Source organism: Pseudomonas sp. L7, assembly GCF_046605565.1.
GTDB lineage: Bacteria > Pseudomonadota > Gammaproteobacteria > Pseudomonadales > Pseudomonadaceae > Aquipseudomonas > Aquipseudomonas wayambapalatensis.
Map to the genome: position 1 here is coordinate 4,735,305 of NZ_CP176784.1, position 24,282 is coordinate 4,759,586.

Genomic DNA, 24,282 nt, shown 5'->3' on the forward strand with positions numbered 1-24,282 from the left:
TTCGCGTGTTCACTTGCCGCTGCCGGCAACGCCTTCGCCACCTTTGGTCAGGTAGTAGGCGCCCAGGATCGGCAGCATGGTCACCAGCATCACCAGCATCGCCACCACATTGGTCACCGGCACATCGCGCGGGCGACCGAGCTGGTTGAGCAGCCAGATCGGCAAGGTGCGTTCGTGACCGGCGGTGAAGGTGGTGACGATGATTTCGTCGAACGACAGGGCGAACGCCAGCATGCCGCCGGCCAGCAGCGCCGAGCCGAGGTTGGGCAGGATCACGTAGCGGAAGGTCTGCCAGCCGTCGGCGCCCAGGTCCATCGAGGCTTCGATCAGGCTGTGCGAAGTGCGCCTGAAGCGGGCGATGACGTTGTTGTAGACGATCACCACGCAGAAGGTCGCGTGCCCGACGACGATGGTCATGAAGCCAGGCTCGATGCCCAGGGTCTTGAACGCCGACAGCAACGCGATGCCGGTGATGATGCCGGGCAAGGCGATCGGCAGGATCAGCATCAGCGAGATGCTTTCCTTGCCGAAGAAATCACGCCGGTACAACGCAGCCGCCGCCAGCGTGCCCAGTACCATGGCGATCAGCGTGGCGAGGGCGGCGATCTTCACCGACAGGGTCACGGCATCGAGCACGTCCTGACGGGCGAAGGCCACGCTGAACCAGTGCAGGGTGAAGCCCTGCGGCGGAAAGCTGAACGCAGCGTCTTCGGTGTTGAAGGCGTACAGGAAGATGATCAGGATCGGGAAGTGCAGGAACACCAGCCCTCCCCAGGCCGCAAGCTTCAGGCCCCAGGACGCTTTTTCAGAGTGCATCGAAGGCCCCCAGGCGTTTGACGATGGACAGGTAGACGGCGATCAGCACGATCGGCACCAGGGTGAAGGCCGCAGCCATGGGCATGTTGCCGATGGCACCCTGCTGGGCGTAGACCATGCCGCCGATGAAGTAGCCAGGCGGCCCGACCAGCGACGGCACGATGAAGTCGCCCAGCGTGAGGCTGAAGGTGAAGATCGAGCCCGCGGCGATGCCGGGCACCGACAGCGGCAGGATCACCTGCATGAAAGTCTGGCGCGGCTGCGCCCCCAGGTCGGCCGAGGCTTGCAGCAACGACGGCGGCAGGCGCTCCAGCGACGCCTGGATCGGCAGGATCATGAACGGCAGCCAGATGTAGACGAATACCAGGAAGCGCCCCAGGTTCGAAGTCGACAAGGTGTTGCCGCCCACCCCGGGCACGCTCAGCAGCAGGTTCAGCAACGGCTCCAGGCCCAGGTGCTGGACGAACCACATGGCCACCCCGCCCTTGGCCAGCAGCAGGGTCCAGGCGTAGGCCTTGACGATGTAGCTGGCCCACATCGGCAGCATCACCGCGATGTAGAAGAACGCCTTGGTCTTGCCGCTGGTGTAGCGCGCCATGTAGTAGGCGATGGGGAACGCCAGCGCAGCACTGGCGATGGACACCGCCACGGCCATCAGCACGGTGCGCTGGATGATGTCGAAGTTGGCCGGGGTGAACAGCGCGGCGAAGTTGGCCCAGGTCAGGCTCGGCGTCACCGTCATGGTGAAATCGTCGAAGGTGTAGAAGCCCTGCCACAACAGGGTCAGCAACGAGCCCAGGTAGATCGCGCCGAACCACAGCAGCGGCGGCACCAGCAGCAGCGACAGGTACAGCGTCGGCTTGCGGTAGAGCAGGTTGGACAGCCCGCGCAGGGCGCCGTGACGGGCTTTCGGCGCCGTGGCATCGAGGGTCAGGCTCATCTCACACGCCCTCGCTCAGCGCCACCATGGCCTCGCGCGCCCAACGGGCGGTGACACGCTGGCCCGGCTGGTGGCTGGCCGGGCCGTCGCCCCACTGGCTGTTGGCCTGGCTCAGGCTCAGGTGCTGGCCGTTGTCCAGGCGGATCTCGTAGCGGGTTGCGGCGCCCTGGTACTGGATATCGTGCAGCAGGCCGCTGACCTCCACTTCGCTGGCTCCCCGTTCGCCCAAGGCGAAGCGGATGTGTTCGGGACGAATGGAGAACGGCCGGGCATCGCCGACCAGTTGGCTGGCGAGCTCCCCACGCAGCACGTTGGAGGTGCCGACGAATTCGGCGACGAAGGCGGTGGCCGGTTTCATGTACAGGTTGCGCGGGGTATCGACCTGCTCGATGCGCCCTTTGTTGAATACCGCGACACGGTCGGACATCGACAGCGCTTCGCTCTGGTCGTGGGTGACGAAGATGAAAGTGATGCCCAGTTGCCGTTGCAGGCGCTTGAGTTCGCCCTGCATCTGCTCGCGCAGCTTGAGGTCGAGCGCGCCCAGCGGCTCGTCGAGCAGCAGCACGCGCGGGCGATTGACCAGCGCGCGGGCCAGGGCCACGCGCTGGCGCTGGCCGCCGGAGAGCTGCACAGGCTTGCGCGAGCCATAGCCGCCGAGGGCGACCATCTCCAGCGCCTGCTCGGCGCGCTGTAAACGCTCGGTGCGGGCCACGCCCTTGACCTTCAGGCCGTAGGCGATGTTGTCCAGCACGTTCATGTGCGGGAACAGCGCGTAGTCCTGGAACACCGTGTTGACGTCACGCTGATAGGGCGGCAGGCCAGCGGCTTCGAGGCCATGGATGCGGATGGAACCGGCGCTGGGCTGCTCGAAACCTGCGATCAGGCGCAAGCAGGTGGTCTTGCCCGAGCCCGAGGGGCCGAGCATGGAAAAGAATTCGCCGTCCTGGATGTCGATCGACACCTGGTCGACGGCCTTCACCTCGCCGAACTGACGGGAGACCTGGGTGAACTGGACGGCTGGGGGCATGGTGGAGGCTCCGGGGGCTGGAAGTTATCGGGGGCGGACCTTCGGGAGTGGCCTCTGTGGGTGCTGCCTTTGTGGGAGCGGGCTTGCCCGCGAAAAGAACACCGCGGTGAATGGCACCGGCTTTGCCGGTGTTCGCGGGCAAGCCCGCTCCCACAAAGTGGACTGCTCCCACAAAGTCAGCTCTCACAGCAACCTGACCTAGCGCCCGCCCATGATCGCGATGTAGTCCTGGGTCCAGCGGCTATAGGGCACGAACTTGCCACCCTCGGCCTGCGGGGTCTTCCAGAAGGCGATCTTGTCGAACTGGTCGAAGCCATTGGTCTTGCAGCCCTCGGCGCCGAGCAACTCGCTGGCCTTGCAACCCTGCGGCACCGCCGGCAGCGAGCCGAACCAGGCCGCCACATCGCCCTGCACCTTGGCCTCCAGCGACCAGTCCATCCACTTGTAGGCGCAGTTGGGGTGCTTGGCATCGACATGCAGCATGGTGGTGTCGGCCCACCCGGTGACGCCCTCCTTCGGGAACACCGTGGCGATCGGCTGGCCCTCGGCCTTGAGCGCGTTGGCCTGGTACGGCCAGGCGCTGGAGGCGGCGACGCCTTCGTTCTTGAAGTCGCTCATCTGCACCGTGGTGTCGTGCCAGTAGCGGTGAATCAAGGCGTGTTGCTTGCGCAGCAGGTCGAGCACGGCGGCGTACTGCTTCTCGTCGAGCTGGTACGGATCGCTGATGCCCAGCGCCGGCTGGGTCGCCTTGAGGTAGAGCGCGGCGTCGGCGATGTAGATCGGGCCGTCGTAGGCCTGCACACGGCCCTTGTTCGGCTTGCCGTCGGGCAGGTTCTCGGCCTCGAATACAGCTTTCCAGCTGTCCGGTGCGGTGGGGAATACCTTGGTGTTGTACATCAGCAGGTTCGGGCCCCACTGGTAGGGGGTGCCGTAGGTCTTGCCATCGACGGTGTACCACGGCGCGTCGTGCAGGCGCGGGTCGAGGTTCTTCCAGTTGGGGATCAGCTTCGGATCGATCGGCTGTACACGCTTGCCGTAGATCAATCGCAGCGAGGCATCCCCCGACGCGGTGACCAGGTCGTAGCCACCCTTGGCCATCAGGCTGACCATCTCGTCGGAGGTGGCAGCGGTCTTGACGTTGACCTTGCAGCCTGTGTCTTGCTCGAACTTGCTGACCCAGTCATAGGCCTTGTCCGACTCGCCACGTTCGATATAACCCGGCCAGGCGACGATATCGAGCTGGCCCTCGCCCTTGCCGACTTCCTTCAGGGCTTCGGCGGCCTGGAGGCTGCCACTGGCCAGGAGCGCGGTGGCGAGCCCGCTGAGCAACGCTGTCTTGTACATCGTTCATCTCCCAAATTGTTCTTTCTATTGTCGGGGCAGTATCAAGCGAACAACGTCCCTGGCGGCGCCAGCGGATTCTTGTGTCAGTCGAGCAGCTCGCCGTGACGCGCCATGATGTGGCGCACCACGCTGTAGTCCTGCAGCGAGTCGCTGGACAGGTCCTTGCCATAGCCGGAGCGCTTGAGCCCGCCATGGGGCATCTCGCTGGCCAGCATGAAATGGGTGTTGATCCAGGTGCAGCCGTATTGCAGACGGTTGGCGATCTGGAAGGCCTTGTCGAGGTTCTGCGTCCACACCGAAGAGGCCAGGCCGTACTCGGAGTCGTTGGCCCAGTCCAGCGCCTGGGACAACTGTTCGAAGCGGGTCACGGTGACCACCGGCCCGAACACTTCGCGCTGGACGATCTCGTCCTGTTGGCGGCAGCCGGCGAGCAGCGTCGGCTGGTAGTAGAAGCCGGGGCCCGAATGCACCGCGGCACCGGTCACCCGTTCGATGTGCGGCTGGCCCAGGGCGCGCTCGACGAAGCTGGCCACGCGGTCGCGCTGGCGGGCGCTGATCAGCGGGCCGATCTCGTTGTCGACGTCTTTCTTGCGGGCAAAGCGGATATTGCCCACCGCATCGCCCAGCGCAGCCACCAGCCGGTCGTGGATGCCGGCCTGGGCATAGATGCGGCAGGCGGCGGTGCAGTCTTGCCCGGCGTTGTAGTAACCATGGGTGCGAATGCCCTGCACCACGGCCTCCAGGTCGGCATCGTCGCAGACGATCACCGGAGCCTTGCCGCCGAGTTCCAGGTGGGTGCGCTTGAGCGTGCGTGAAGCGGCCTGCAGGATCTTCTGGCCGGTGACGATATCGCCGGTCAGCGACACCATGCGCACCTTGGGGTGGCCGACCAGATGGCTGCCGACCGCCTCGCCGCCACCGCAGACGATGTTCAGCACGCCCGCCGGCAGGATATCGGCCAGCAGCGGCGCCAGCGCCAGGATCGACAGCGGCGTGTGTTCGGAGGGTTTGAACACCAAGGTGTTGCCTGCGGCCAGGGCCGGGGCGATCTTCCAGGCGGCCATCATGAGTGGGTAGTTCCACGGCGCAATCGATGCGACGACACCCACCGGGTCGCGGCGCACCATGCTGGTGTGCCCGGCGACGTACTCGCCAGTGAGTTGGCCCTGCTGGCAGCGCACGGCACCGGCAAAGAAGCGGAACACATCGGCAGTGGCGGGAATATCGTCCTGGCGCGCCAGGTGCAGGGGCTTGCCGCAGTTCAGTGCCTCGAGACGGGCAAGCAAGTCGGCATTGGCGTCGATGGCGTCGGCGATGGCCAGCAAGGTGGCGGCGCGTTGCGCAGGGGTGGTGCGCGACCAGCCGGCAAAAGCGCGCTGGGCCGCCTGTACTGCGCGCTCAAGCTGTTCGAGGGAAGCCTCGCCGACATTCAGCAGCAACTCGCCGGTCGCCGGGTTGACGATGGGCTCGACCAGCCCTTCCCCGGCAACCAGGTGGCCATCGATCAACTGCGCGCTGTACAGCGGAAGACTGGTGGGCATTTTCGGACTTCTTCTTTTTTTCGTGTCGTCGTGCATGGCGCCTCCGCGGTGGGTCGGGCGCGTCCACTTGAAACGAGACTAGGGCCCGACAGCCAGCTTCACAAATTCTAAATATTGAAAGTCTCGTTCGGTTAAATCGATACCTTGCGCTGGCTGCCCTGCCCCCTGGCCAATGTCAGGAACGGGTCCACCAGCGGCGTGCGCGCCGTGCCCCGGCGCCAGGCCAGGCCCACGTCGAGGGTCTCGTTGAGGTCGACCAGCGGGCGGGCTTCGATGATGTCGCCTTCGAGCGACCAGGGGCGGTAGGTCATGTCGGCCTGGATCGACAGCCCGAGCCCCGCCGCCACCAGGCTGCGCACCGCCTCCACCGACGCGGTGCGCAAGGTGACCTTGGGCGTAAGCCCCGCACGACTCCAGATGCGCTGGGTGTGCAGGCCCATTTCATCGGCGTTGAGCTGGATCAGCGGCTCGCCCGCGACATCGGCCAGGCTGATGCTGTCGCGTTCGAGCAGCGGATGGCGTGGCGGCAGCCACAGGCGGTGCGGAGAGTGGGTGAGCACTTCGGTCTGCAGGGCGTGGCGGTCTTCGAGGTTGGACAGGATCAGCACGCCGACATCGATCTCGCCGGCCACCAACAGGTGCTCGATGTAGGGGCGCTCGTCCTCCACCACGCGGGTTTGTACGTTGGGGTAGGCGTGCTGGAAGCGGGTGATCAGGTCGGCCAGGTAATAGCCGGCGACCAGGCTGGTGACGCCGATGGTGAGCAGGCCATCGACCTGGTCGGTGCTCTGCTGCAGGCTGCGCTTGGCGTTTTCCACGGTAGCCAGGATCAGGTGCGCCTGGCGCAGGAACTGGTGCCCCTGGTGGGTCAGGCTCATGCCTTTGGCGTGGCGGGTGAACAGGGTCACGCCGATTTCGTCTTCCAGTTGCTGGATCGCCTGGGTGAGGGTCGACTGGGAGATGAACACCGCCTGCGCGGCGGCGGAGATCGAGCCGGTTTCGGCAACGGCGATGAAGTGGCGGATCTGGCGCAGGGTCATCATGCGGAAAAACACCTGTTGTTTTTTCCGCAGTATGGTTTATCGAAGGGGTGGGCGAGCGTTCTTTTTTATCGAACAGGGTTGAGGGCGGTGTTGGCCTTTTCGCGGGTAAACCCGCTCCCGCAGCAATCCCTGTAGGAGCGGGTTTACCCGCGAAGAGGCCAGGCCTGGCGGAACTACCCGGCAGTCTTGAAGAAGCCCATCCGGCTGCCCAGCGCATCCGCCAGTCCCAGCAGTTCCTGGCTGTCTCCGGCCAGGCGCGTCGAACCTGCATGGGCATCACGCGAGGAGGCGTGGATGCGATTGATGTCCTGGCTGAGCATGCTCGCCGCCACATCCTGCTGCGACGACGCCGCGGCGATCTGGTTGTTCATCTGGCTGATCGCCGCCACCTCGCGACGGATCTCGTTCAACGAACGCTGCGCGACCTGGGTACGCTCCACCGTGTCCTGCGCCAGTTCGCGGCTGTCGCCGACGATCTGTGCAGTCTTGCCGGCTCCCTCCTGCAGCTTGCCGATCATGCCGCGAATCTCGCGCGTCGACTCCTGGGTGCGGTTGGCCAGCGAGCGCACCTCGTCGGCGACCACCGCGAAGCCCCGGCCGAACTCGCCGGCACGTGCGGCCTCGATCGCGGCATTGAGCGCCAGCAGGTTGGTGCGCTCGGCGATGGCGTTGATCACCTCGATGATGCTCTCGATGGCCTGGCTGTCAGAGGCGACCTGCAACACCGCCTCGGTGGCCGACTCCAGTACCTGGGCCAGTTCGTGCATGGAGCTGGCGGTGCCTTCGACCACGGTCTTGCCAGCGTCCACCTCCTGGTCGGCCGCCTCGGAGGCCCGTGCGGCTGCAGCGGCGTAACCGGCGATCTCGTTGATGGCAGCCACCAGCTGCGACACGGCGCTGGCCATGTGCTGGGTATCGTCGCTCTGCTGCTGCATGCGCCCCTGGTTGGCGGCAGCGCCCTGGCTCATGCGGCTGGACGAGGCGACCAGGTCGGTCGCCACCTGATTGACCTGGGCGATGATCTCGGTGAGGTGACGGTTGGTGGTGCCCAGTGCGCCCATCACGCTGTCCGGGTGCTGGCTGCGCACACTCTGGTCGATCTCGCCACGGGCCAGGCCACGCAGCAATTGCGCCACTTCTTCGGGCTCGGCGCCCAGGGTCGAGCGAATGCTGCGGATGATCAGCAGCGAGGCGCCGACGCTGAGCAGTGCAGCCAGGGCCGCCGCCCAGAGCATCAACCCGGCAAAGCCCGAAGCGCTGTCACGCACGATGCCGATGTCGCGCACCACATCCTTTTCCTGCAGGTCGATGAAGGCGTTGATGCTGCGCAGCCATTCCTTGTATGCCGGCGCGACCTGGGCCAGCAACAGCGCCTGGGCCTGATCGAAGTCACCCTTGTGGCGCAGTTCCAGCAGCTGTGCGGTGGCGGCCTGGGCGGTACGCTCGATGCCCTGGATCTGCTGCTGCAGGCGTTGCTCGTCGGCGCCGGCCTGGGGCTCGCCGAGCATCTTGGCCAGCGGCACTGCTGAGGTCTGGTAGAAGTCGTCCAGGCGCTTGATGTCCTGGAGGAAGCCCGAAAGCTGGCCGTCATCGTGGGTCAGCACGGCATCGCGGATGGCGATGGCGCGGTCATGCACGCTGCCGCGCAGGTTGATCGCATGGCGCTGCTTGACCGTGGTGTTGCCGCTGACCTCGGTGAGCAGCGCGTCGATCCCGCCCACCCGGTGCACGCCGATGGCGGTGATGACCAGCATCAACCCAACGACCAATGCAAACCCCAGCGCCAACCTCATGGTGATGCTGATTCCTCTGAACATGATGTCCTCCCCCGAGTGCATAAAAGCTTTTTGCCATCATTTTTTGCATGCTTTATACCCAGAGAATGTGAAGCCTTCTAATCGCGTTGATTGATAGCGACCATGAAATTAAATCATCAGGCCGGCTGCGTGACTGGCACGGGGAGTGGTCGGTTCAGCAGAAGCCCGACCACCACGGCGAACACCAGCGCCGCCACGCCCGCACTGGTCAGCACCGCTTCGAAACCGCCGACGAAGGCTTGGCGCGCCAGCGGCGCCAGGGTGTCGCGCAGGCCCGGATCGACCACCGCCAGCGCCGCCGACAGATCGCCCGCCGCGACCCGGGTCGCCATGTCGCCGACCTTGTCCAGTTGCCCCGGCGCCACCCCCGCCACCGCCTCACGCAGCAACTGCCCGCTGCGGCTGGCCAGGATCCCGCCCAGCACACCGATGGCCAGCACGATCGCGCCGAAGCGTGTGGTGGTGCTCAACCCCGAGGCCATGCCGGTGCGCTCGCGCGGTACGCAGGCCATGATGTTCTTCTGCGTATCGCCATTGAGCAGCCCAGCCCCGGCACCAAGCACCAGGCTGGCCAGGGCGAAGGCGGCATAACCGCCCTGGGCGGCGGCCAAGGCGCACAGCAGGTTGCCCACCCCCACCAGCAACAGGCCGAGGGCGAAGATCCGCGCCGAGCCGAGCCGCGCCGACAGGCGCATGCCCAGGCGGGGTGTCAGCAGCATCGCCAGGGCGAACGGCAGCATGCCTGCGCCTGCAGCCAGCGCCGGGAGCTGCAGGCCGTTCTGCAGGTACAGCGGCAGCAAGGTCATCATCACCTGGGCGCAGGCGGCATAGGCGAACATGCCGAGCAGAGCGCCGATGAAGCGCCCGCTGCGCATCAGTTGCAGGTCGATCATCGGCCGCGACTGGTTGCGTTCGACCAGCACGAAGAGGAAGAACAGGAACGCCGCGATCACCAGGCGACCGAGGGTGGGCGCGCTGTCCCAGCCGACGCGGTTGGCATCGATCAGCGCCCAGATCAGGTAGCCCAGCGCACCTGCGAAGGTCAGGCTGCCGAACGGATCCAGGCGGGCAGCGGCGCTGTCGCGCGATTCCTCGACGCTGCGCCGGACCATCACCGCCAGCACCACCACCAGCGGCAGGTTGATGTAGAAGATCCAGCGCCAGCCCAGGGTGCTGGCGATCAGGCCGCCAAGCAGCGGTGCGAAGGTGATGGTCGCGCCCATGCACGCGCCCCAGAACGCCCAGGCGCGCAGGCGCTCTTCGGGCTCGTGGAAACGGTGACCGATGGCCGCCAGCGCGGCGGTGAGCAACAGCGCCGCACCAAGGCCCTTGGCGGCCCGGGCGAGGTCGAGAAACATCAGTGTCGGCGCGGCGCCGCAGGCCAACGAGGCCAGGCCGAACACCCCCAGGCCCAGTTGCAGCATGCGCCGCCGGCCAAAGCGGTCGGCCAGGCTGCCGGCCGGTAGCAGGGCGGCGGCGAAGGCCAGCAGGTAGGCGCTGACCACCCATTCGATGTCGGCGAACGAACCGGACAGGTCGCGGGCGATGCTGGGCAGGCTGACTGCGACGATATTGGTGTCGAGGATGATCAGCGCGCACACCGCCGAGGCGGTGAACAGGGTGAAGCGGGCGGATGACATGGTGAGGCTCCCGAAGGGGGGTGATCTTCAGGGCCTCATCGCGGGACAAGTCGCAGCGGCGAACCGCCGCTGCGACTTGTCCCGCGATGAGGCCGGAACAGCCACCACAAGCCTGTCGGCCAAAATCACTTCGCCACAGGCCTTGCAGTGTTGCCACCACCCTACCCTCCCAGCGCCCAGGCCTTGTTAGCCGGGCGCCGCTTTGTCATTAGCCTGTAGCTAACGCAGCACCACCGGCCTCCCGTCGTTCACGGCGCAACTCGCTGCCCAGCTCCCGCGCCAACGCCACGAAATTCACCGCCTGCGGCGACGGATTGTCCTGCCGGCACAGCAGGGTAATGGGCGCCGCCAGCCGCGGCCGGGCGTCGCGGATTGGCCGGTAGGCCACGCTGTGTTCGTGAAAGCCGCGCATCGAAGTCGGCACCACCGACACCCCGGCACCGGCGGCCACCAGGCTGACGTTGGTCAGCATGCGCTCGACCTCGAACGCCACCTTCGGCTCGAATCCCGCATTACGACAGGCCTGCAGCAAATTGGCGTACATCCCCGGCGCCCCCGGACGGCGCACCAGGATGAACGGCTCGTCGGCCAGGTCCTTGAGGGCAATGGCCGCACCGCTGTCGAGCAGGCGATGACCGACCGGCAGGGTCAGCACCAGCTCTTCGTTGAGCAACCGGTGATAGGCGATGCCCCGTGGGCGATCGACCGGCGCGCGAAGGATGCCGATATCGACGCTGTCGTCGCTCACCTCGTCGGTCAGCTCGCGGGCGTTGCCTTCGTGCAGGGCGATATCGACGTCCGGGTAGAGATCTCGGTAACGCCGGATGATGCGGGGGATCAGTGGATGGGACGCTGCCGAGCTGGTGAAGCCGACCTTGAGATTGCCTTCGATGCCCTTGGCCGTGCGCGCGGCCTTCTGCGCACCGTTCTCGACCCGTTGCAGGATGTCCAGCGCCTCTTGAAGGAAGACCTCGCCGCCAGCAGTCAGGTCGACACCCTTGGCATGGCGGATGAACAGGTCGAAGCCCAGCTCCTGCTCCAGTGCGCGGATCTGCTGGCTGAGCGGCGGCTGCTGCATGTTCAGCCGCGCGGCGGCACGGGTGAAGTGCTTTTCCTGGGCGACCATGACGAAGTAACGAAGGTGACGAAGTTCCATGCAGGCTCCGGGGGCGGGTGGCGAGGGGCATTGTGGCGCATGCGCAGTCCTCGCACCATTCACGCTAGAATCGGCAAAATCAAAAAAACAACAAAACCGCCGATGATCCGCAACCGTCCCCGCTCCGATCTTGCCTTGCTCCTGCTCGCCCTGCTGGCCGGTGCGCTGCTGGGTGTCTGGCAGCCGGACCTGGCGGTGCAGATGAAGCCGCTCAGCGACCTGTTCATCTCCATCATCGGCCTCTGCGCCCCGGTGGTGATGTTCATCCTGGTCTGCTCCAGCACCGCCGCCCTGAGCGACTACCGCTCGACGGCGCGCCTGGGCCTCAAGGCCATGGCCTACTGGCAACTGATGTCGTTGCTATCCTTGCTGATCGGCCTGGTGGTCGCCCTGCTGCTGCGCCCCGGCGCCGGCCTGGAAAGCTCCAGCCACGTGTGGTCGGTGCCGCTGCTGGCCGGTGACGGCCCGATGCTCTCGCGCCTGCCCACCTTGCTGCTCGACTCGCTGGAAGAAAGCCCCATCCTCAAGGTGCTGCTGGCCGCACTGGTGTGCGGCCTGCTGCTAGGGCGCAGCGGCGAAACCGGCCGACGCCTGGCCCGCCAGCTCGACCGGACCATGGCCTGGATGTTCCGCATCATGCGCCTGATCGTCAGCTTCGCGCCGCTGGCGGCCTTTGGTGCCATCGCCTTCATCATCGGCAAGTACGGCCTGGACGCCGCCATTCCCCTGGCCAAGTTCGTCATTGCCGCCTACGCCGCGTGCCTGGCCTACCTGCTGCTGGTGCCGCTGCTGGTGATGCGTCTGCTCGGCTGTCGCCTGGCGCGGCTGGTGGGCTACATCAAGGAAGAACTGTTGCTGGTGATCTCGACCGGCTCGTCGGTGGCCGCCCTGCCGCGTCTGGTGGAAAAGCTCGAAGCGGCCGGTTGCGACAGCCAGACCCTGCGCCTGACCCTCACTGCCGGCTACAGCTTCAACCTCAACGGCTCGAGCCTGTACCTGATGGTTGCGGTGCTGTTTCTCGCACAGCTTGGGCATATCGACCTGACGCCCTCGCTGCTGGCGACCATCGTGCTGGTCAGCCTGTTCACCTCGCTCGGCTCGACCAGCGTGGCTGGCTCGGCCTTCGTCACCCTGGCGGCGACCTTGAGCGTGCTGGACATCGTGCCGCTGGAGAGCATCGGCTTGCTGATTGGCGTGGAGCGGCTGATGAAATGCCGGTCGGTGACCAATGTGGTGGGCAATTGCGTGGCGTGCCTGGCGATTGCCTGGTGGCACGGGAAGGTGGATCGCGGGCGGTTGCGCGAGGTGTTGGGTTAGGGGCACCTGTAGGAACCGCGCGGTACCTGTGGGAGCGGGCTTGTCCCGCGATCACCGGCACAGCCGGTGCCATGCACCGCGGTGAATGACACCGGCCTTGCCGGTGCTCACAGCGGTGCGGCGCTCCGAATAGCCTGCTGGTTTTGCAATCAGACCTGCTGGTTTCTGGCCACCTCAAGGTCGTTCAGCAAGGCCTTGGCCATTGCGCTGAGATACCTCAATGCCGTCAGGGCGGCAGGGGCGATTTCCTCGTCACTGCCCTGGCTCAGGTCGCGCACGCAACCGAGCAGCAACGATACTTCGTCGAATGCCTGGTCCACGGGAATACCGGGTTGTACGCGGAACATCCCGAGGGCAGTGGCGATGCCTGGCGTGGTGTTTTCATTCATGGGCAAACCTCCATCACATCCGTTTGAGGGCGTGTTCGATCAAGGCACGCGCGGTTTCGGCGGCATGCGCGGCGTTGGCAAGCATGTTCAGACCGGGAGTACCGGCCATGGAGCGACAGTGCTCGTCGAGGGTCTCGCTGACACCGCGCAAAAGTTCGCTGGCGTGAGCCAGGGCATCCGGGGGAATCAGGTCGGCGTGGATGGAGAAGTAGGGAGTATTGATGAGCTTGAGGCGGGGTGGGTCGGGGACGATTTTTTTCATGGTATTGCCCTGTGTTGAGTTGTCGAAAGCCGACTACTCCATCCCTCTCACAGGATAGGGTGGCAGCTGTGGTGGGGTGAGAGACCGGACCAACACAGAGCAAAAGCCGGCCAGGCATAAAGCCTGCCCACGCACAGCTGCCATAACAGCGTTACTCAGTATTGGATGCCGGGCTCTCACACCCGGTCGCCATATGGGCGACCCGGGGAAGTTAGTCCCGATGCTTATCTCCAACAACAGAGAAACGGCTGCGTGACGCGTAGGATAATTCCCAAGCAACCTTGAGCTGAAGGGGTGCCAGCGATATTCGGAATTTTCTGAGGTCGCTCGGCGGGGCGTCGAACCGCCCCGAATACCGGCACAGCCGGTGCCATACACCGTGGTGTACTTTTCGCGGGCAAGTCCGCTGCCAGATGGGTGGCAGCTGTTACGTGGGGTGAGAGACCGGTCCATAGAGATCAATCAGCCGGCCAGGCGCAAGCCTGCCCACGCACAGCTGCCATAACAGCGTTGAACTGCAACTAGATAGCGGGTTCTCACACCCTTCTCTTTCAAGGTGTTCGCATGTGATTTGCGTGAGGGCTGACAGGTGCTTGCCTGAAGCTTTTCAGCGCCTACGAGATCGAGCGCCGCCCGCGCGGCGCTTCGCGGGCAAGCCCGCTCCTACAGTTTGTTTCGGGCCAGTTATACCTGTGACATAGGCGCGCGACCGCCTGGTGTGTACGACTCGGTAACGCGCCGTGCGCCAAAGGGGTCGCGCGAAAATGCCACAGGATTAATTGGCCCGAAACAAACTGTAGGGGCGGCGGTTCGGCGCTCCGACTTGCCCGCGAAGCGCCGCGCGGGCGGCGCTCGATCTCATAGGCGCTGAAAAGCTTTCGGCAGGCACCTGCCAGCCTCTACGCAAAAGGCATAGCTCTCACACCCGGCCCCCATATGGGCGACCCAGGGAAGTTAGCCCCGACGCTTATCCTCAACAACAGAGAAACAGCTGTGTGACGCGCAGGATAATTCCCAAGCAACCTTGAACCGCCGCGAACACCGGCACAGCCGGTGCCATGCACCGCGCTGCCTGGCACGGGCTACGCCCGTGTTCGCGGGCAAGCCCGCTCCTACAGGGATTGGGCAGGCCTTAGCGTTTTGAGCAAGCAGTTGCCACACATTGCGTCGTTGTTACTGCCCGGCGAGCTTGTCGAAGGCCTTGTCCAACGCCGCATCGGCATCCACCAGCTTCTGCCGGTGCAGCTTCATCCAGTCCTGGTCCGCCGCCAGGCGCTTGCCCGCTTCCATCAGCATGCGCCGTACTTCGTTCGGCTGCGGCCCGCCAGTGCCCTGGCGGCTCTCGACCATCGCCCGTGGCGACAGGCTGGCACGGAACGCAGCCTCGCTCAGCGGCAACTGGTCATCCTGCCATTTGTACTTCTTCGCGGCCTGGGTGTAGAGCGCCTGGGCATCGGCGTAGGCGAAGTCCTTGGGCAGCGTACCTTCGGCGCGGGCCTTTTCGACGATCAGCGAGGCGAAGCTGTGGCCGATGCGGAACGGCACGTGGTGCTGACGCTCCAGAGTGTCGGCCAGCTCCATCGACGTGGTCCAGTCGGCGTCCAGCTCTTCTTCGGCGCGGGCAGCGTTGATCTGCAAGGCATCGAGCACCAGGTCCATGCGCTCGAACATCTCGTTGGCCGACTTGAACAGCCCCAGGTCGTCGAACGCGGCTTTGTAGTCGGTCATGCCGGTGGTGACGTTATGTGCCCGCACAGTGGTGGCGTTGGCCAGCCCGACCACATCGGAGGCCGACTCGCGGGTGCGCATCAGCAGGCCCGGGTTACGCTTCTGCGGCATGGCGCTGCTGGTGTAGGTCGAGCCCTCGTCGAGCAGCAGCCACGGGCGGGTCTGGTGGTACTGGGTGTGGATGTCGCCAATGATCGCGCCCACACGAATGGCCGACGACGACGCGATGCTGGCAGCCTCCAGCGGAATGTCGTAGGTCGAGACCTGGCTGGCATCCAGCGAGTTCTCGCGCACGCCATCGAAGCCCAAGAGCGTGGCCAGGCGCTCGCGGTTGAGCGGGTAGCCGGAGTTGGCCAGCACCGCGGTGCCCATCGGGCTCAGGTTCAGGCGTGCATAGAGGTCGTGGATGCGCTGGGCATCGCGCTGGAACGACGCCTCGTAGGCCAGCAGGTAGTGGGCGTAGCTGATCGGCATCGCCTGTACGCCGTTGGTGTAGGCCGGTACCAGGGTGTCGACGTTGACCGAGGCCAGCTTGAGCAGGCGCTGGCGGGTGGCGTTCAGGGCGTCGCTGTAGTCCAGCACTTCGGCGCGCAGCGAGGCCAGGCGATAGGTGGCGTACATGTCCTGGCGGCTGCGCCCGGAGTGGATCAGCGAAGCCTGCGGGCCAATCTTGTCGATCATCACCTGCTCGAGCTGCAACACATCGCTGGGGCGCTTGCCGTCGGGCTGCTTGGCCTGGTCGATGGCATAGCGCACGCCGCCGGCGATCACCTTGCCCTGGTCGGCAGGCACGATGCCCTGCTCGGTGAGCATGACGATGGACGCCTTGTTGATGCGGTTGAGCCAGTCGAACTGGCTTTCCTGCTGGCCGCCCTTGAGCGCGGACTTGTCCACGCTGGCGCCGATCTTGCGCGCCTGTTCGGCGCATTCGGCGGTGGTCTTGCACGGCAGGTCGGCGGTGTTGGCGGCTTGGGCCGTGGCAGCGGCGAACAAGGCGTAGGCGATGGCCAGGTAGAGCGGGGTCTTTCTTGTTGTCATGGTTTCGGATCCGCGAATGTGTCGCTCAGGAGGGGCGAACATGGCGGGATGCTAGCGGCGGTGCTTGAAGATTAAAAATATATTAAAAATATCCAACCAATATCTCTCTAGTATGGAGGTCGGCAACGACAACTTGATACTTTCAAAATATCAAGACACTCGATTCAAGATATTTTATCTCGGCAAAAACCACTGCTAGGATCGGCGCCATAACTCCAATCAAACCGGCCGATCCCCATACACTGCCACGGGATACGACCGGCACCGCACTCTTACGAGGTGGTTACATGCGGCATCACGTTCTGCGCACACTCACCCGCTCCCTGCTGCTTCTGGCCGCCAGCCCGCTGGCCGTCCAGGCCGTCGCCGCCCCCCAGACCTTGCGCCTGGGCGACACGGCACCCTACAACTTCGTCGCCTTCGCCAACAACGACCTGAACACTGCCAGCCTGCCCGTACAGCGCGCCGTGGTGCTGCTGCATGGTGTACGCCGCAATGCCGACGACTATTACGACAGCGGCGAAAAGCTGCTGGAAAACGCAGGTTTCAGTGCCCGCGACACCCTGCTGCTGGCCCCCAACTTCCTCACCCCCAGCGACCGCCGTGCCGGCGATGACATGCCGCTGTGGCCCAAGGACAAGTGGATGCACGGCACCGAGTCGCAGAGCGGGCGCGCCGGTATCGCCGGATTCACCGTGCTCGACGATCTGCTCGCCTACCTCGGCAACCGCCAGCATTTCCCTGCACTGAAGGAAATCGTGCTCATCGGCCACTCAGCCGGTGGCCAGTTGATGCAGCGCTACACCCTGCTCGGCGACGGCGACCAACGTCTGCGCGCCAGTGGCATCCAGGTGCGCTACGTGGTGTCGAGCCCCTCGTCCTACCTCTACCTAGACGACAACCGCCTGCAGGACGGTGCCTTCAAGCCCGTACTCACGGTCATGTGCCCCAGCTACAACCAGTACCGCTATGGCCTGGAGCGGGCCCCGGCGTACTTCACCCGCCAGGGCCTGAACGCTACCCAGGTGTTCCAGCGCTATGCCGCACGCAACCTGACCTACATGGTCGGCGAGCTCGACAACAAGCCTGACGACCGGGTCATGGACCGCGCCTGTGGCGCTGCCATGCAGGGCGATACCCGCGTCGAGCGCCAGCTCAACTACCTGCGCTACGAAGCCTTCCTCGCGCAGAAGTGGCACACCCCTATCGACCACCTGCGATTCCAGGTGAGCAAGGTCGGCCATAACGCCGCCCGCCTGTTCGCCGCGAAAAGCGTTGCCAGGACCCTGTTCCCGACCCGCTGACGCCGTTCGCACTTCCTACAAAAACAACAAAAGAATCTGCCATGACCCGGACTTATCTCGCCGCCTCCGTGCGCCGGGCGTTGCACCCGCGCGCCCTGACGTTTCTCACCGCTGCCGTGCTCGCCGGCCAGGCCCAGGGCGAAACCCTGCCCAGCGCCGGCTCCCTGTTCGACACCAACCGCGACAGCCTGCGCCCGGCGCAGCGCAGCCAGCAGCCCCAGGGCAGCGTGCGCATCGAGGCCGAGGACGACCAGCGCCAGGCCCAGGGCACCACACCTGACGGCCCGTCGTTCAGCTTCAAGGTCACGGCCTTCAAGCTCACCGGCAACCGCGAGATCAGCGAATCGCGCTTGCAACAGGAATTGCAGAACGACCTCGGCCGGGAGCTCGACCTCGCCGGCCTGCGCGCCGCCGCCGACCGCATCACCGCGCTGTACCGCAGCCGCGGCTACCTGGTGGCCCGCGCCTACCTGCCGGCGCAGGAAATCGAAGGCGGCGTGGTCAGCCTCGACGTGCGCGAAGGCAAGGTCGGCTCGGTGCGCACCGAGCCGGGCCCGGGCGTGCGCCTGAATGCCGGCATGCAGCAGCGTTTCGTCGACGCCCTGCCCAGCGGCAGCGTGATCCGCGAGCAGGACATGGAGCGCGTGCTGCTGCGCCTTTCGGATATCGCCGGGGTGTCCGTGCGCGCAGTGCTGCAGCCCTCGCGCCAGCCCGGCGCCGCCGACATCGTGCTGAAGTTGAGCGAGATGACTGCCTGGACCGGCCGGGTCAGTTTCGACAACTACGGCAACTACTACACCGGCAGCAACCGGATGAGCACCAACGTCAGCCTCAACGACGCCTTCGGCTTCGGCGAGAGCCTGTATTTCAACAACCAGGCCAGCTTCGAGGGCCTGGATATCAAGGGCGTGGGCATGCGCTTGCCGCTGGGTGCCAGCGGCATCAGCGTCGGCGCCAGCTACGCCGAGATGGACTACAGCATCGGCAAAGGCCTGAAGACCGCCAACGCCAGCGGCAGCGCCCAGGTGTCGTCGCTGTTCGCCGATGCCTCGCTGCTGCGCAGCCGCGACGCCAACATCGGCCTGAACCTGGCCCAGGAACACCGTTACTTCGACGACGCCGCTGGCGCCTTCGAGGTGCGCAAGAGCGCCGTGTTCCGCGGCCTGACCCTGTACGGCGACTGGCGTGACGGCTGGGCCGGCAGCAACCGCTGGAGCCTGGGCTATGGCATCGGCCACCTGGACAAGAACACCCCGCTCGACGCAGCCCTCGACGCGCTGACCGCCGAGGCCGCCGGCACCTACCACAAGGGCACCCTCTCGTTCAGCCGCCTGCAGGCGCTCGGCGGCGGTTACTCGCTGTATGCCGCCATCAGTGGCCAGTGGGCCAACAAGAACCTCGACAGCTCGGAGAAATTCACCCTCGGCGGCCCCAACGGCGTGCGCGCCTATGGGGTCGGCGAAGCGGCCGGTGACGAAGGCCTGCTCGGCCGGGTCGAGCTGCGCAAATACCTGGGCAACATCAACGGCGCCATCGCCGAAGGTGCGCTGTTCGCCGATGCGGGGCGGGTGAAAGTGAACAAGAAGCCCTGGGACGACAGCGAGAACAGCCTCAGCCGCCACGGCTACGGGGTGGGCCTGAACATCTATCACCGCGACCTGGTGATGAACGCCAGCCTGGCCTTCTCCAATGGCGACGACCCCACCAGCGACGAGCGCGACGCCAAGCGTTTCTGGCTCTCGGTCAGCGGTTCGCCGCAGGCCTTCGCGGGCCTGGCCAAGGACCTCGGCACCCGCGAGGACTTTCGCGACAAGAACACCGAGCTGACTCTCTATGGCTCGCTGGGCCTGGTGCCCGAATACGTCGACCGCCGCGACTCGACCCGCGCCGCCCCCGCCGACCAGAGCAAGCTGGCCACGCCCAACGGGCGCAACATGAACAGCTACCTGCGCGCCCGCGACAACGTCTCGTACGTCGGCGCCCACGCGGGTATCCCGATCAACGACACCTCGCGTTTCCTGTGGCAGCTCGAGTACGGCATCTCGGTCAACTACACCCTCTCGGGCGACGAAACCGCGCCCAAGTCGATCTCGCCCAACACCCGCCTGCGCAACTCCGCCGTGGCCTTCGACGACGACCGCTACGGCACCTTGCTCTACGGGGTCTGGGACATGCCGCTCAAGGAAAGCACCACCAGCCTCGACCCGTTCAACGGCAAGACTGCCGGCGCCTACTACAACATCATCGGTTCGCCCGGCTTCAACGTCAGCATGGCCAGCAACGTCAACGGCCCGGCCAGCCGCGCCGACAGCAGCGAAAGCTCCGATGCCGCGTTCAACCGGCGCCAGTCCGGCATGGTCGCCTGGTGGTCGCCTGAGTGGAACGGCCTGACCCTGAAGCTCGCCTACTCCAACAACGGCACCCGCGCCGCCGAAGACGTCGACAACGGCTACATCTATGGCGGCAGCCTGACCTACCAGAACGGTGGCTTCACCGCCGTGGCGGCCGCCGAGCGCCATGTCGACTACTTCGGCATCGCCAGCCTTGGCCGCAACTCGCGTGGGGTCGGCAGCAACACCCATGTCACCGACGGCACCTCGTCCAACGACTACAGCTACCGCCTGGGCCTGGGCTACCAGCTCGGCGACACCCAGCTGTCGCTGGTGGCCGACGAACTGCACTACTCCGAGGACGGCGTGGTGAACAACAGCCTCAACGTCAGCGACCTGTCCGACTACAAGCGCCGCGCCTACATGCTCGGCGTCAGCCACCGCCTCGGCGCCTGGCGCCTGCGTGCCAGCTACGCCCGCGCCCTGGCCGGCGATTGCAAGATGATCTCGGCCGCCGGTTACCAGTGCGACACCAGTGGCATGGGTGCACGCCAGTACGCCCTGGGCGTGGGCTATCGCCTGAGCCGCAACAGCGAGATCTTCGCCCACTACGTGCTGCTGAAGAACGAGTCGCTGGCCAACTACAACTTCGCCGTGGTCGGCGCCTTTGCTGCCAGCGGCTACTCGCCGGGCGTGGGCACCACGATCAACGCCATCGGCACCGGTTTCAACTATTCGTTCTGAGGAGACGACCATGCACGCCATCCTTTCCCGTCGTCGCCCACGACCGACACTTACCCCCCTGGCCCTGGCGGTACTCTGCGCCGTGCACGGCCTATTGCCGCAGCACGCCATGGCGCTGGACGCAGGCGCCCTGCCGACGAACGGCCAGATCACCTCCGGCAGCGGCGGCATCAGCCAGGCCGGCAATGTGCTGGACGTGACCCAGAACAGCCAGCAGTTGATCGCCACCTGGGAGCGTTTCAACATCGGCAAGGACGCCCAGGTCAACTTCCACCAGCCCAACGCCTCGGCGGTGGCGCTGAACCGGGTGACCGCCAGCGACGCCTCGCAGATCCTCGGCCAGCTCAACGCCAACGGCCAGGTGTACCTGATCAACCCCGGCGGCGTGCTGTTCGGCAACGGTGCGTCGGTCAACGTCGGCGGCCTGGTCGCCAGTACCCTGGATATCAACGACGACGACTTCAAGGCCGGGCGCCTGCGCTTCCAGGGTGACGGCCAGCGCGGCGCGGTGATCAACCAGGGCACCCTGCGCGCCGCCGACGGTGGCAGCGTTGCCCTGCTCGGTGGCGAGGTGCGCAACGAAGGCGCGGTGGTCGCGCGGATGGGCTCGGTGGTACTCGGTGGCGGCGAGAAGATCACGCTGGACTACAACGGCGACGGCCTGATCAACCTGCAGGTCGATGAAGCGGCGGTCGGTGCCAGCGTCGCCAACCGCGGTCTGCTGCAAGCCGATGGCGGCACCGTGCTGATGAGCGCACGCACCAGCGATGCAATGGTCGGCAGCGTGGTCAACAACGAAGGCGTGATCGAGGCGCGCAGCCTGCAACAGCGCAACGGCCGGATCGTCCTGGATGGCGGCGACAACGGTGTGGTCGCCAACAGCGGGGTGATCGACGCCTCCGGCCGTGGTGCAGGCGAGCATGGCGGCAACGTGACCCTGACCGGCGAATACGTCGGCCTGTTCGAGCAAGGCCGCATCGATGCTTCCGGCAGCACTGGCGGCGGCACCGTGCTGCTGGGCGGCGACTATCAGGGCAGCGGCCCGCTGCACCAGGCCACGGCAACGTACATGGGCGAGGATGCGCGCATCGAGGCCAACGCACTGGGCGACGGCGACGGTGGCAAGGTGATCCTCTGGTCGCGTGACAGCACCCGCTTCGAAGGGGTGATCAGCGCCACGGGCGCCGGCGCCGGCAAAGGTGGCCTGGTCGAGACCTCCGGCAACGCGCTGGACGTCACCGGCCTGGTCAACCTGGCCGCAGCGTCGGGCCAGGGCGGCACCTGGCTGCTCGATCCGTTCAACATCAACATCACCAGCGGTGCCAGCAATGGCACCTCCAGCAGCAGCCCATTCACCCCCAACGCCGGGCGCAGTTCCAACCTCAGCTCGGCGACGCTCAACGCTTCGCTCAGCGAAGGCGCCAATATCATCGTGCAGACCTCTTCCGGGGCGGGTACTTCCGGTGACATCAACGTGCTGGACAACGTCAAGGCCCGGGGCAATGCCAGCCTGACGCTGATCGCCCACCGCAACGTCAACATGAACGGCACCAGCATCAGCAACGCCGACGGCAAATCGCTGAACGTCTCGATGCTGTCGAACTTCAACAACAGCGGCAACGGCTCCATCGCCCTTAACAACGCCACCATCAACACCAACGGCGGCAAGCTCACCCTCGGCAGCGCAGCCGACCCGGTCAACGGCTACGCCAGCACCAACGTCAGCAACGGCACCGGCGTGGCCATCAGCAACGGTACGCGGATCACCACCAACGGCGGCGACATCAGCATCCGTGGCGCCACTTCGAGCACCTTGGCATCAGGCTCCAGCGCCACGGCGGTGAACATCTCCGGCAGCACCCTGGATGCTGGTGGCGGCAATATCGACATCATTGCCCGCCAGGCCAGCACCAGCGGCACAGGCGATGCCTTCATCCTCACCGGCGGCAGCAACCTGCTCACCGACGGCGCAGGCTCGATCGCCATCAGCGCCGACAACCTCGGCGGCGGCAACGGCGCGCGGGTGTTCAGCACCAGCAACAACATCGCCGCGCGCGGCGCGGGCAATGTCACCTTGAGCGGCAATGCCGTTTCAGGGTTCGGCGTGCTGGTCTGCTCCACCGCCGCAGGCTCCACGCAGAATCTTGCGGTGGGCAGCGGTACGCTCACGGTCAAGGGCAGCAGCGCCAGCAACCGCGGCCTTTACGTGGCAGCCTCCGGCACCGGGGCGGTCAACCTGCGCGGCGATAACGGCGGGCGCATCGTGCTGGGCGGCGACAGCGGCGGCAGCTATGGCACCGCGCTCAATGTCACCGGCGCCAGCGCCTCGATCAACCTGACCAGTGCCGGCGACATCAGCGTCGAAGGCAACACCACAGGCGGCAACACCCCGGCCCTGGCGCTGATCGCGGCGGGCAACGGCAACGCCAACGCACCGGGCTCACGCATCAACATCGCCAGCAGCGCAGGCGATGTGCGGCTCAAGGCCGACAACGCGGTGATCAACACCGGCTCCGGTTCGTTCCGCGCACTCTACCTGGATGCCAGCGGCGACTACTCGAACATCCGCGTCAACAGCGCCAGCGGCAACCTGGTGCTGGAAGGCACCAGCGCCTCGGGGCGCGGCGTGGACATCGCCCCCTCCGGCCGTGGCGCCGCCATCGACCTGGGCAGCGACAGCGGCGATGTACTGATCAGCGGCACCAGCAGCAACAGTTGGGGCGGCTACGGCCTCTTCCTCAACTCCACCGGCAGCTCGCGCGGCGTGGCCATCACCAGCGGCACCGGCAACATCACCCTGCGTGGCGACTCGGTCGGCACCTCCGACGCCATCGCCCTGGGCGGCAGCGGCACCGCCTCGACCAACCGTATCAGTTCCAACGGCGGCAACATCCTGCTCGACGGCCACTTCCACTCGCCCAACAACGACGAACTGGACCACGGCATCGCCCTGCTCAGCGTCACCAACGTCATCCAGACCACCGGCTCCGGCAACATCAGCCTGGTCGGTCGCGCCACCGCTGCAGGCGATGCCATCGACTTCTACAGCAGTGGCATCAACCGCCTGAGCGTCGAGAACGGCACCCTCAGCCTCGACGGTAGCGCGGTCGCCGCCCATGGCATCAGCATGCTCACCGGACAGACCGACCTGCGCGCTACCGGCAGCGGCTCGATCAGCCTGCAGGGCTATTCGCAGCAAGCCAACGGCATCCACTTCTACCCCTCGAGCGCCAGCAGCTCAGTCACCATCGCCACCCAGGATGGCGCCATCAGCCTGAACGGGCGCAGCGACGGCGGCGCCAACGGCAACGGCGTGTTCCTGCGCACCGGGCCCAACGGTGTGATGATCCAGTCGGCAGGTGGCGATATCAGCCTGAGCGGCACCGGCAGCAACGGCGCCACTGGCATCACCTTCAACGGCTCGGGCACTGGCGCCAACAGCTTGATCAGCACGGGCCAGGGCAACCTGACCGTCACCGCCCGCAGCGACAGCGGTACGGCGCTGAACTTCGCCAGCGGCAGCAACCTGCTGCAGGTCGACGACGGTGTGCTGCTGATCGATGCCGACAGCAACAGCGGCGCCTATATCGTCCGCGGCAGCGACAGCACCACCCTCACCGCCAACGGCGGCGCGGTGGTGCAGCGCCTGGGCGGGCGGGTCAACGCCACGCTGCTCGAGCGCAGCAGCGCCGATGTGCGTGGCTACCAGCATAAAGAGATGGCTTACGCCAACTGGAGCCAGGTGCTCTACCCTGACTACCGGCAAACGCCGTTGCAGCCGCAGCTCGACCAGATCCACCTGGACCTGGCCCTGCTCGGCGACGACACGCTCGCGCAAGACTGAGG

16 protein-coding genes and 1 pseudogene are annotated in these 24,282 nt (G+C 65.9%); 4 read left to right on the forward strand and 13 right to left on the reverse strand.

From position 1 onward, the window contains the following. Positions 1–9: 9 nt before the first annotated feature. The 10 genes and pseudogenes from ACK3BK_RS21775 to ACK3BK_RS21820 form a co-directional block, all read right to left on the reverse strand. Entirely contained in the window at positions 10–816 is an 807-nt protein-coding gene (locus tag ACK3BK_RS21775) for an ABC transporter permease (RefSeq protein ID WP_186711580.1), read from the reverse strand. Beyond that, on the reverse strand, positions 806–1,756 hold the full coding sequence (locus ACK3BK_RS21780; protein WP_411383289.1) for an ABC transporter permease: 951 nt from the start codon (positions 1,754–1,756) through the stop codon (positions 806–808). The genes ACK3BK_RS21775 and ACK3BK_RS21780 overlap by 11 nt, the downstream gene beginning before the upstream one ends. Position 1,757: 1 nt before the next feature. Beyond that, positions 1,758–2,783 (reverse strand): ABC transporter ATP-binding protein, encoded by a 1,026-nt coding sequence (locus ACK3BK_RS21785; protein ID WP_411383290.1) that lies wholly within the window; start codon positions 2,781–2,783, stop codon positions 1,758–1,760. 198 nt (positions 2,784–2,981) lie between these two features. Further along, positions 2,982–4,127, reverse strand: a complete 1,146-nt coding sequence (gene ydcS / locus ACK3BK_RS21790) for a putative ABC transporter substrate-binding protein YdcS (RefSeq protein ID WP_411383291.1) — start codon at positions 4,125–4,127, stop codon at positions 2,982–2,984. An 83-nt stretch (positions 4,128–4,210) separates the two neighbouring features. Then, the gene (locus ACK3BK_RS21795) at positions 4,211–5,668 is read right to left on the reverse strand and encodes a gamma-aminobutyraldehyde dehydrogenase (protein WP_238343440.1); all 1,458 of its coding nucleotides are present in this window, start codon (positions 5,666–5,668) and stop codon (positions 4,211–4,213) included. 131 nt (positions 5,669–5,799) lie between these two features. After that, a complete protein-coding gene (locus ACK3BK_RS21800; RefSeq protein WP_186670355.1) occupies positions 5,800–6,711 on the reverse strand; it encodes a LysR family transcriptional regulator in 912 nt (303 codons plus the stop codon). Positions 6,712–6,884: 173 nt separating this feature from the next. Next, positions 6,885–7,946, reverse strand: coding sequence for a methyl-accepting chemotaxis protein (locus ACK3BK_RS21805; protein ID WP_411384502.1), 1,062 nt, complete (start codon positions 7,944–7,946; stop codon positions 6,885–6,887). A gap of 114 nt (positions 7,947–8,060) precedes the next feature. Next, a pseudogene (locus tag ACK3BK_RS21810) lies at positions 8,061–8,549 on the reverse strand (MCP four helix bundle domain-containing protein); the annotation flags it as partial. Positions 8,550–8,644: 95 nt separating this feature from the next. Beyond that, positions 8,645–10,168 (reverse strand): MFS transporter, encoded by a 1,524-nt coding sequence (locus ACK3BK_RS21815; RefSeq protein ID WP_411383292.1) that lies wholly within the window; start codon positions 10,166–10,168, stop codon positions 8,645–8,647. A gap of 208 nt (positions 10,169–10,376) precedes the next feature. Continuing rightward, complete coding sequence (locus ACK3BK_RS21820) at positions 10,377–11,324, reverse strand: LysR substrate-binding domain-containing protein (protein ID WP_063546177.1); 948 nt, start codon at positions 11,322–11,324, stop codon at positions 10,377–10,379. 102 nt (positions 11,325–11,426) lie between these two features. Between ACK3BK_RS21820 and ACK3BK_RS21825 the strand changes: the two genes are divergently transcribed. Next, positions 11,427–12,641 carry a cation:dicarboxylate symporter family transporter gene (locus ACK3BK_RS21825; protein ID WP_411383293.1) on the forward strand — a complete coding sequence of 405 codons (1,215 nt, stop codon included), beginning with the start codon at positions 11,427–11,429 and terminating at the stop codon, positions 12,639–12,641. A 149-nt stretch (positions 12,642–12,790) separates the two neighbouring features. Here ACK3BK_RS21825 and ACK3BK_RS21830 read toward each other — a convergent pair whose 3' ends face one another. The 3 genes from ACK3BK_RS21830 to ACK3BK_RS21840 all read right to left on the reverse strand — a co-directional run bounded on the left by ACK3BK_RS21830 (position 12,791) and on the right by ACK3BK_RS21840 (position 16,058). Continuing rightward, complete coding sequence (locus tag ACK3BK_RS21830) at positions 12,791–13,030, reverse strand: DUF3077 domain-containing protein (RefSeq protein ID WP_411383294.1); 240 nt, start codon at positions 13,028–13,030, stop codon at positions 12,791–12,793. Positions 13,031–13,043: 13 nt separating this feature from the next. Further along, complete coding sequence (locus ACK3BK_RS21835; protein ID WP_186711895.1) at positions 13,044–13,292, reverse strand: hypothetical protein; 249 nt, start codon at positions 13,290–13,292, stop codon at positions 13,044–13,046. Positions 13,293–14,465: 1,173 nt separating this feature from the next. Further along, entirely contained in the window at positions 14,466–16,058 is a 1,593-nt protein-coding gene (locus tag ACK3BK_RS21840) for an argininosuccinate lyase (RefSeq protein WP_411383295.1), read from the reverse strand. Positions 16,059–16,345: 287 nt separating this feature from the next. Between ACK3BK_RS21840 and ACK3BK_RS21845 the strand changes: the two genes are divergently transcribed. From ACK3BK_RS21845 to ACK3BK_RS21855, 3 genes are read left to right on the forward strand one after another with little or no spacing between them, the layout of a single operon-like run. Continuing rightward, complete coding sequence (locus ACK3BK_RS21845) at positions 16,346–17,362, forward strand: alpha/beta fold hydrolase (RefSeq protein ID WP_411383296.1); 1,017 nt, start codon at positions 16,346–16,348, stop codon at positions 17,360–17,362. 41 nt (positions 17,363–17,403) lie between these two features. Further along, complete coding sequence (locus ACK3BK_RS21850) at positions 17,404–20,436, forward strand: porin (RefSeq protein ID WP_411383297.1); 3,033 nt, start codon at positions 17,404–17,406, stop codon at positions 20,434–20,436. Positions 20,437–20,446: 10 nt separating this feature from the next. After that, entirely contained in the window at positions 20,447–24,280 is a 3,834-nt protein-coding gene (locus ACK3BK_RS21855; protein ID WP_411383298.1) for a filamentous hemagglutinin N-terminal domain-containing protein, read from the forward strand. Positions 24,281–24,282 lie beyond the last annotated feature (2 nt).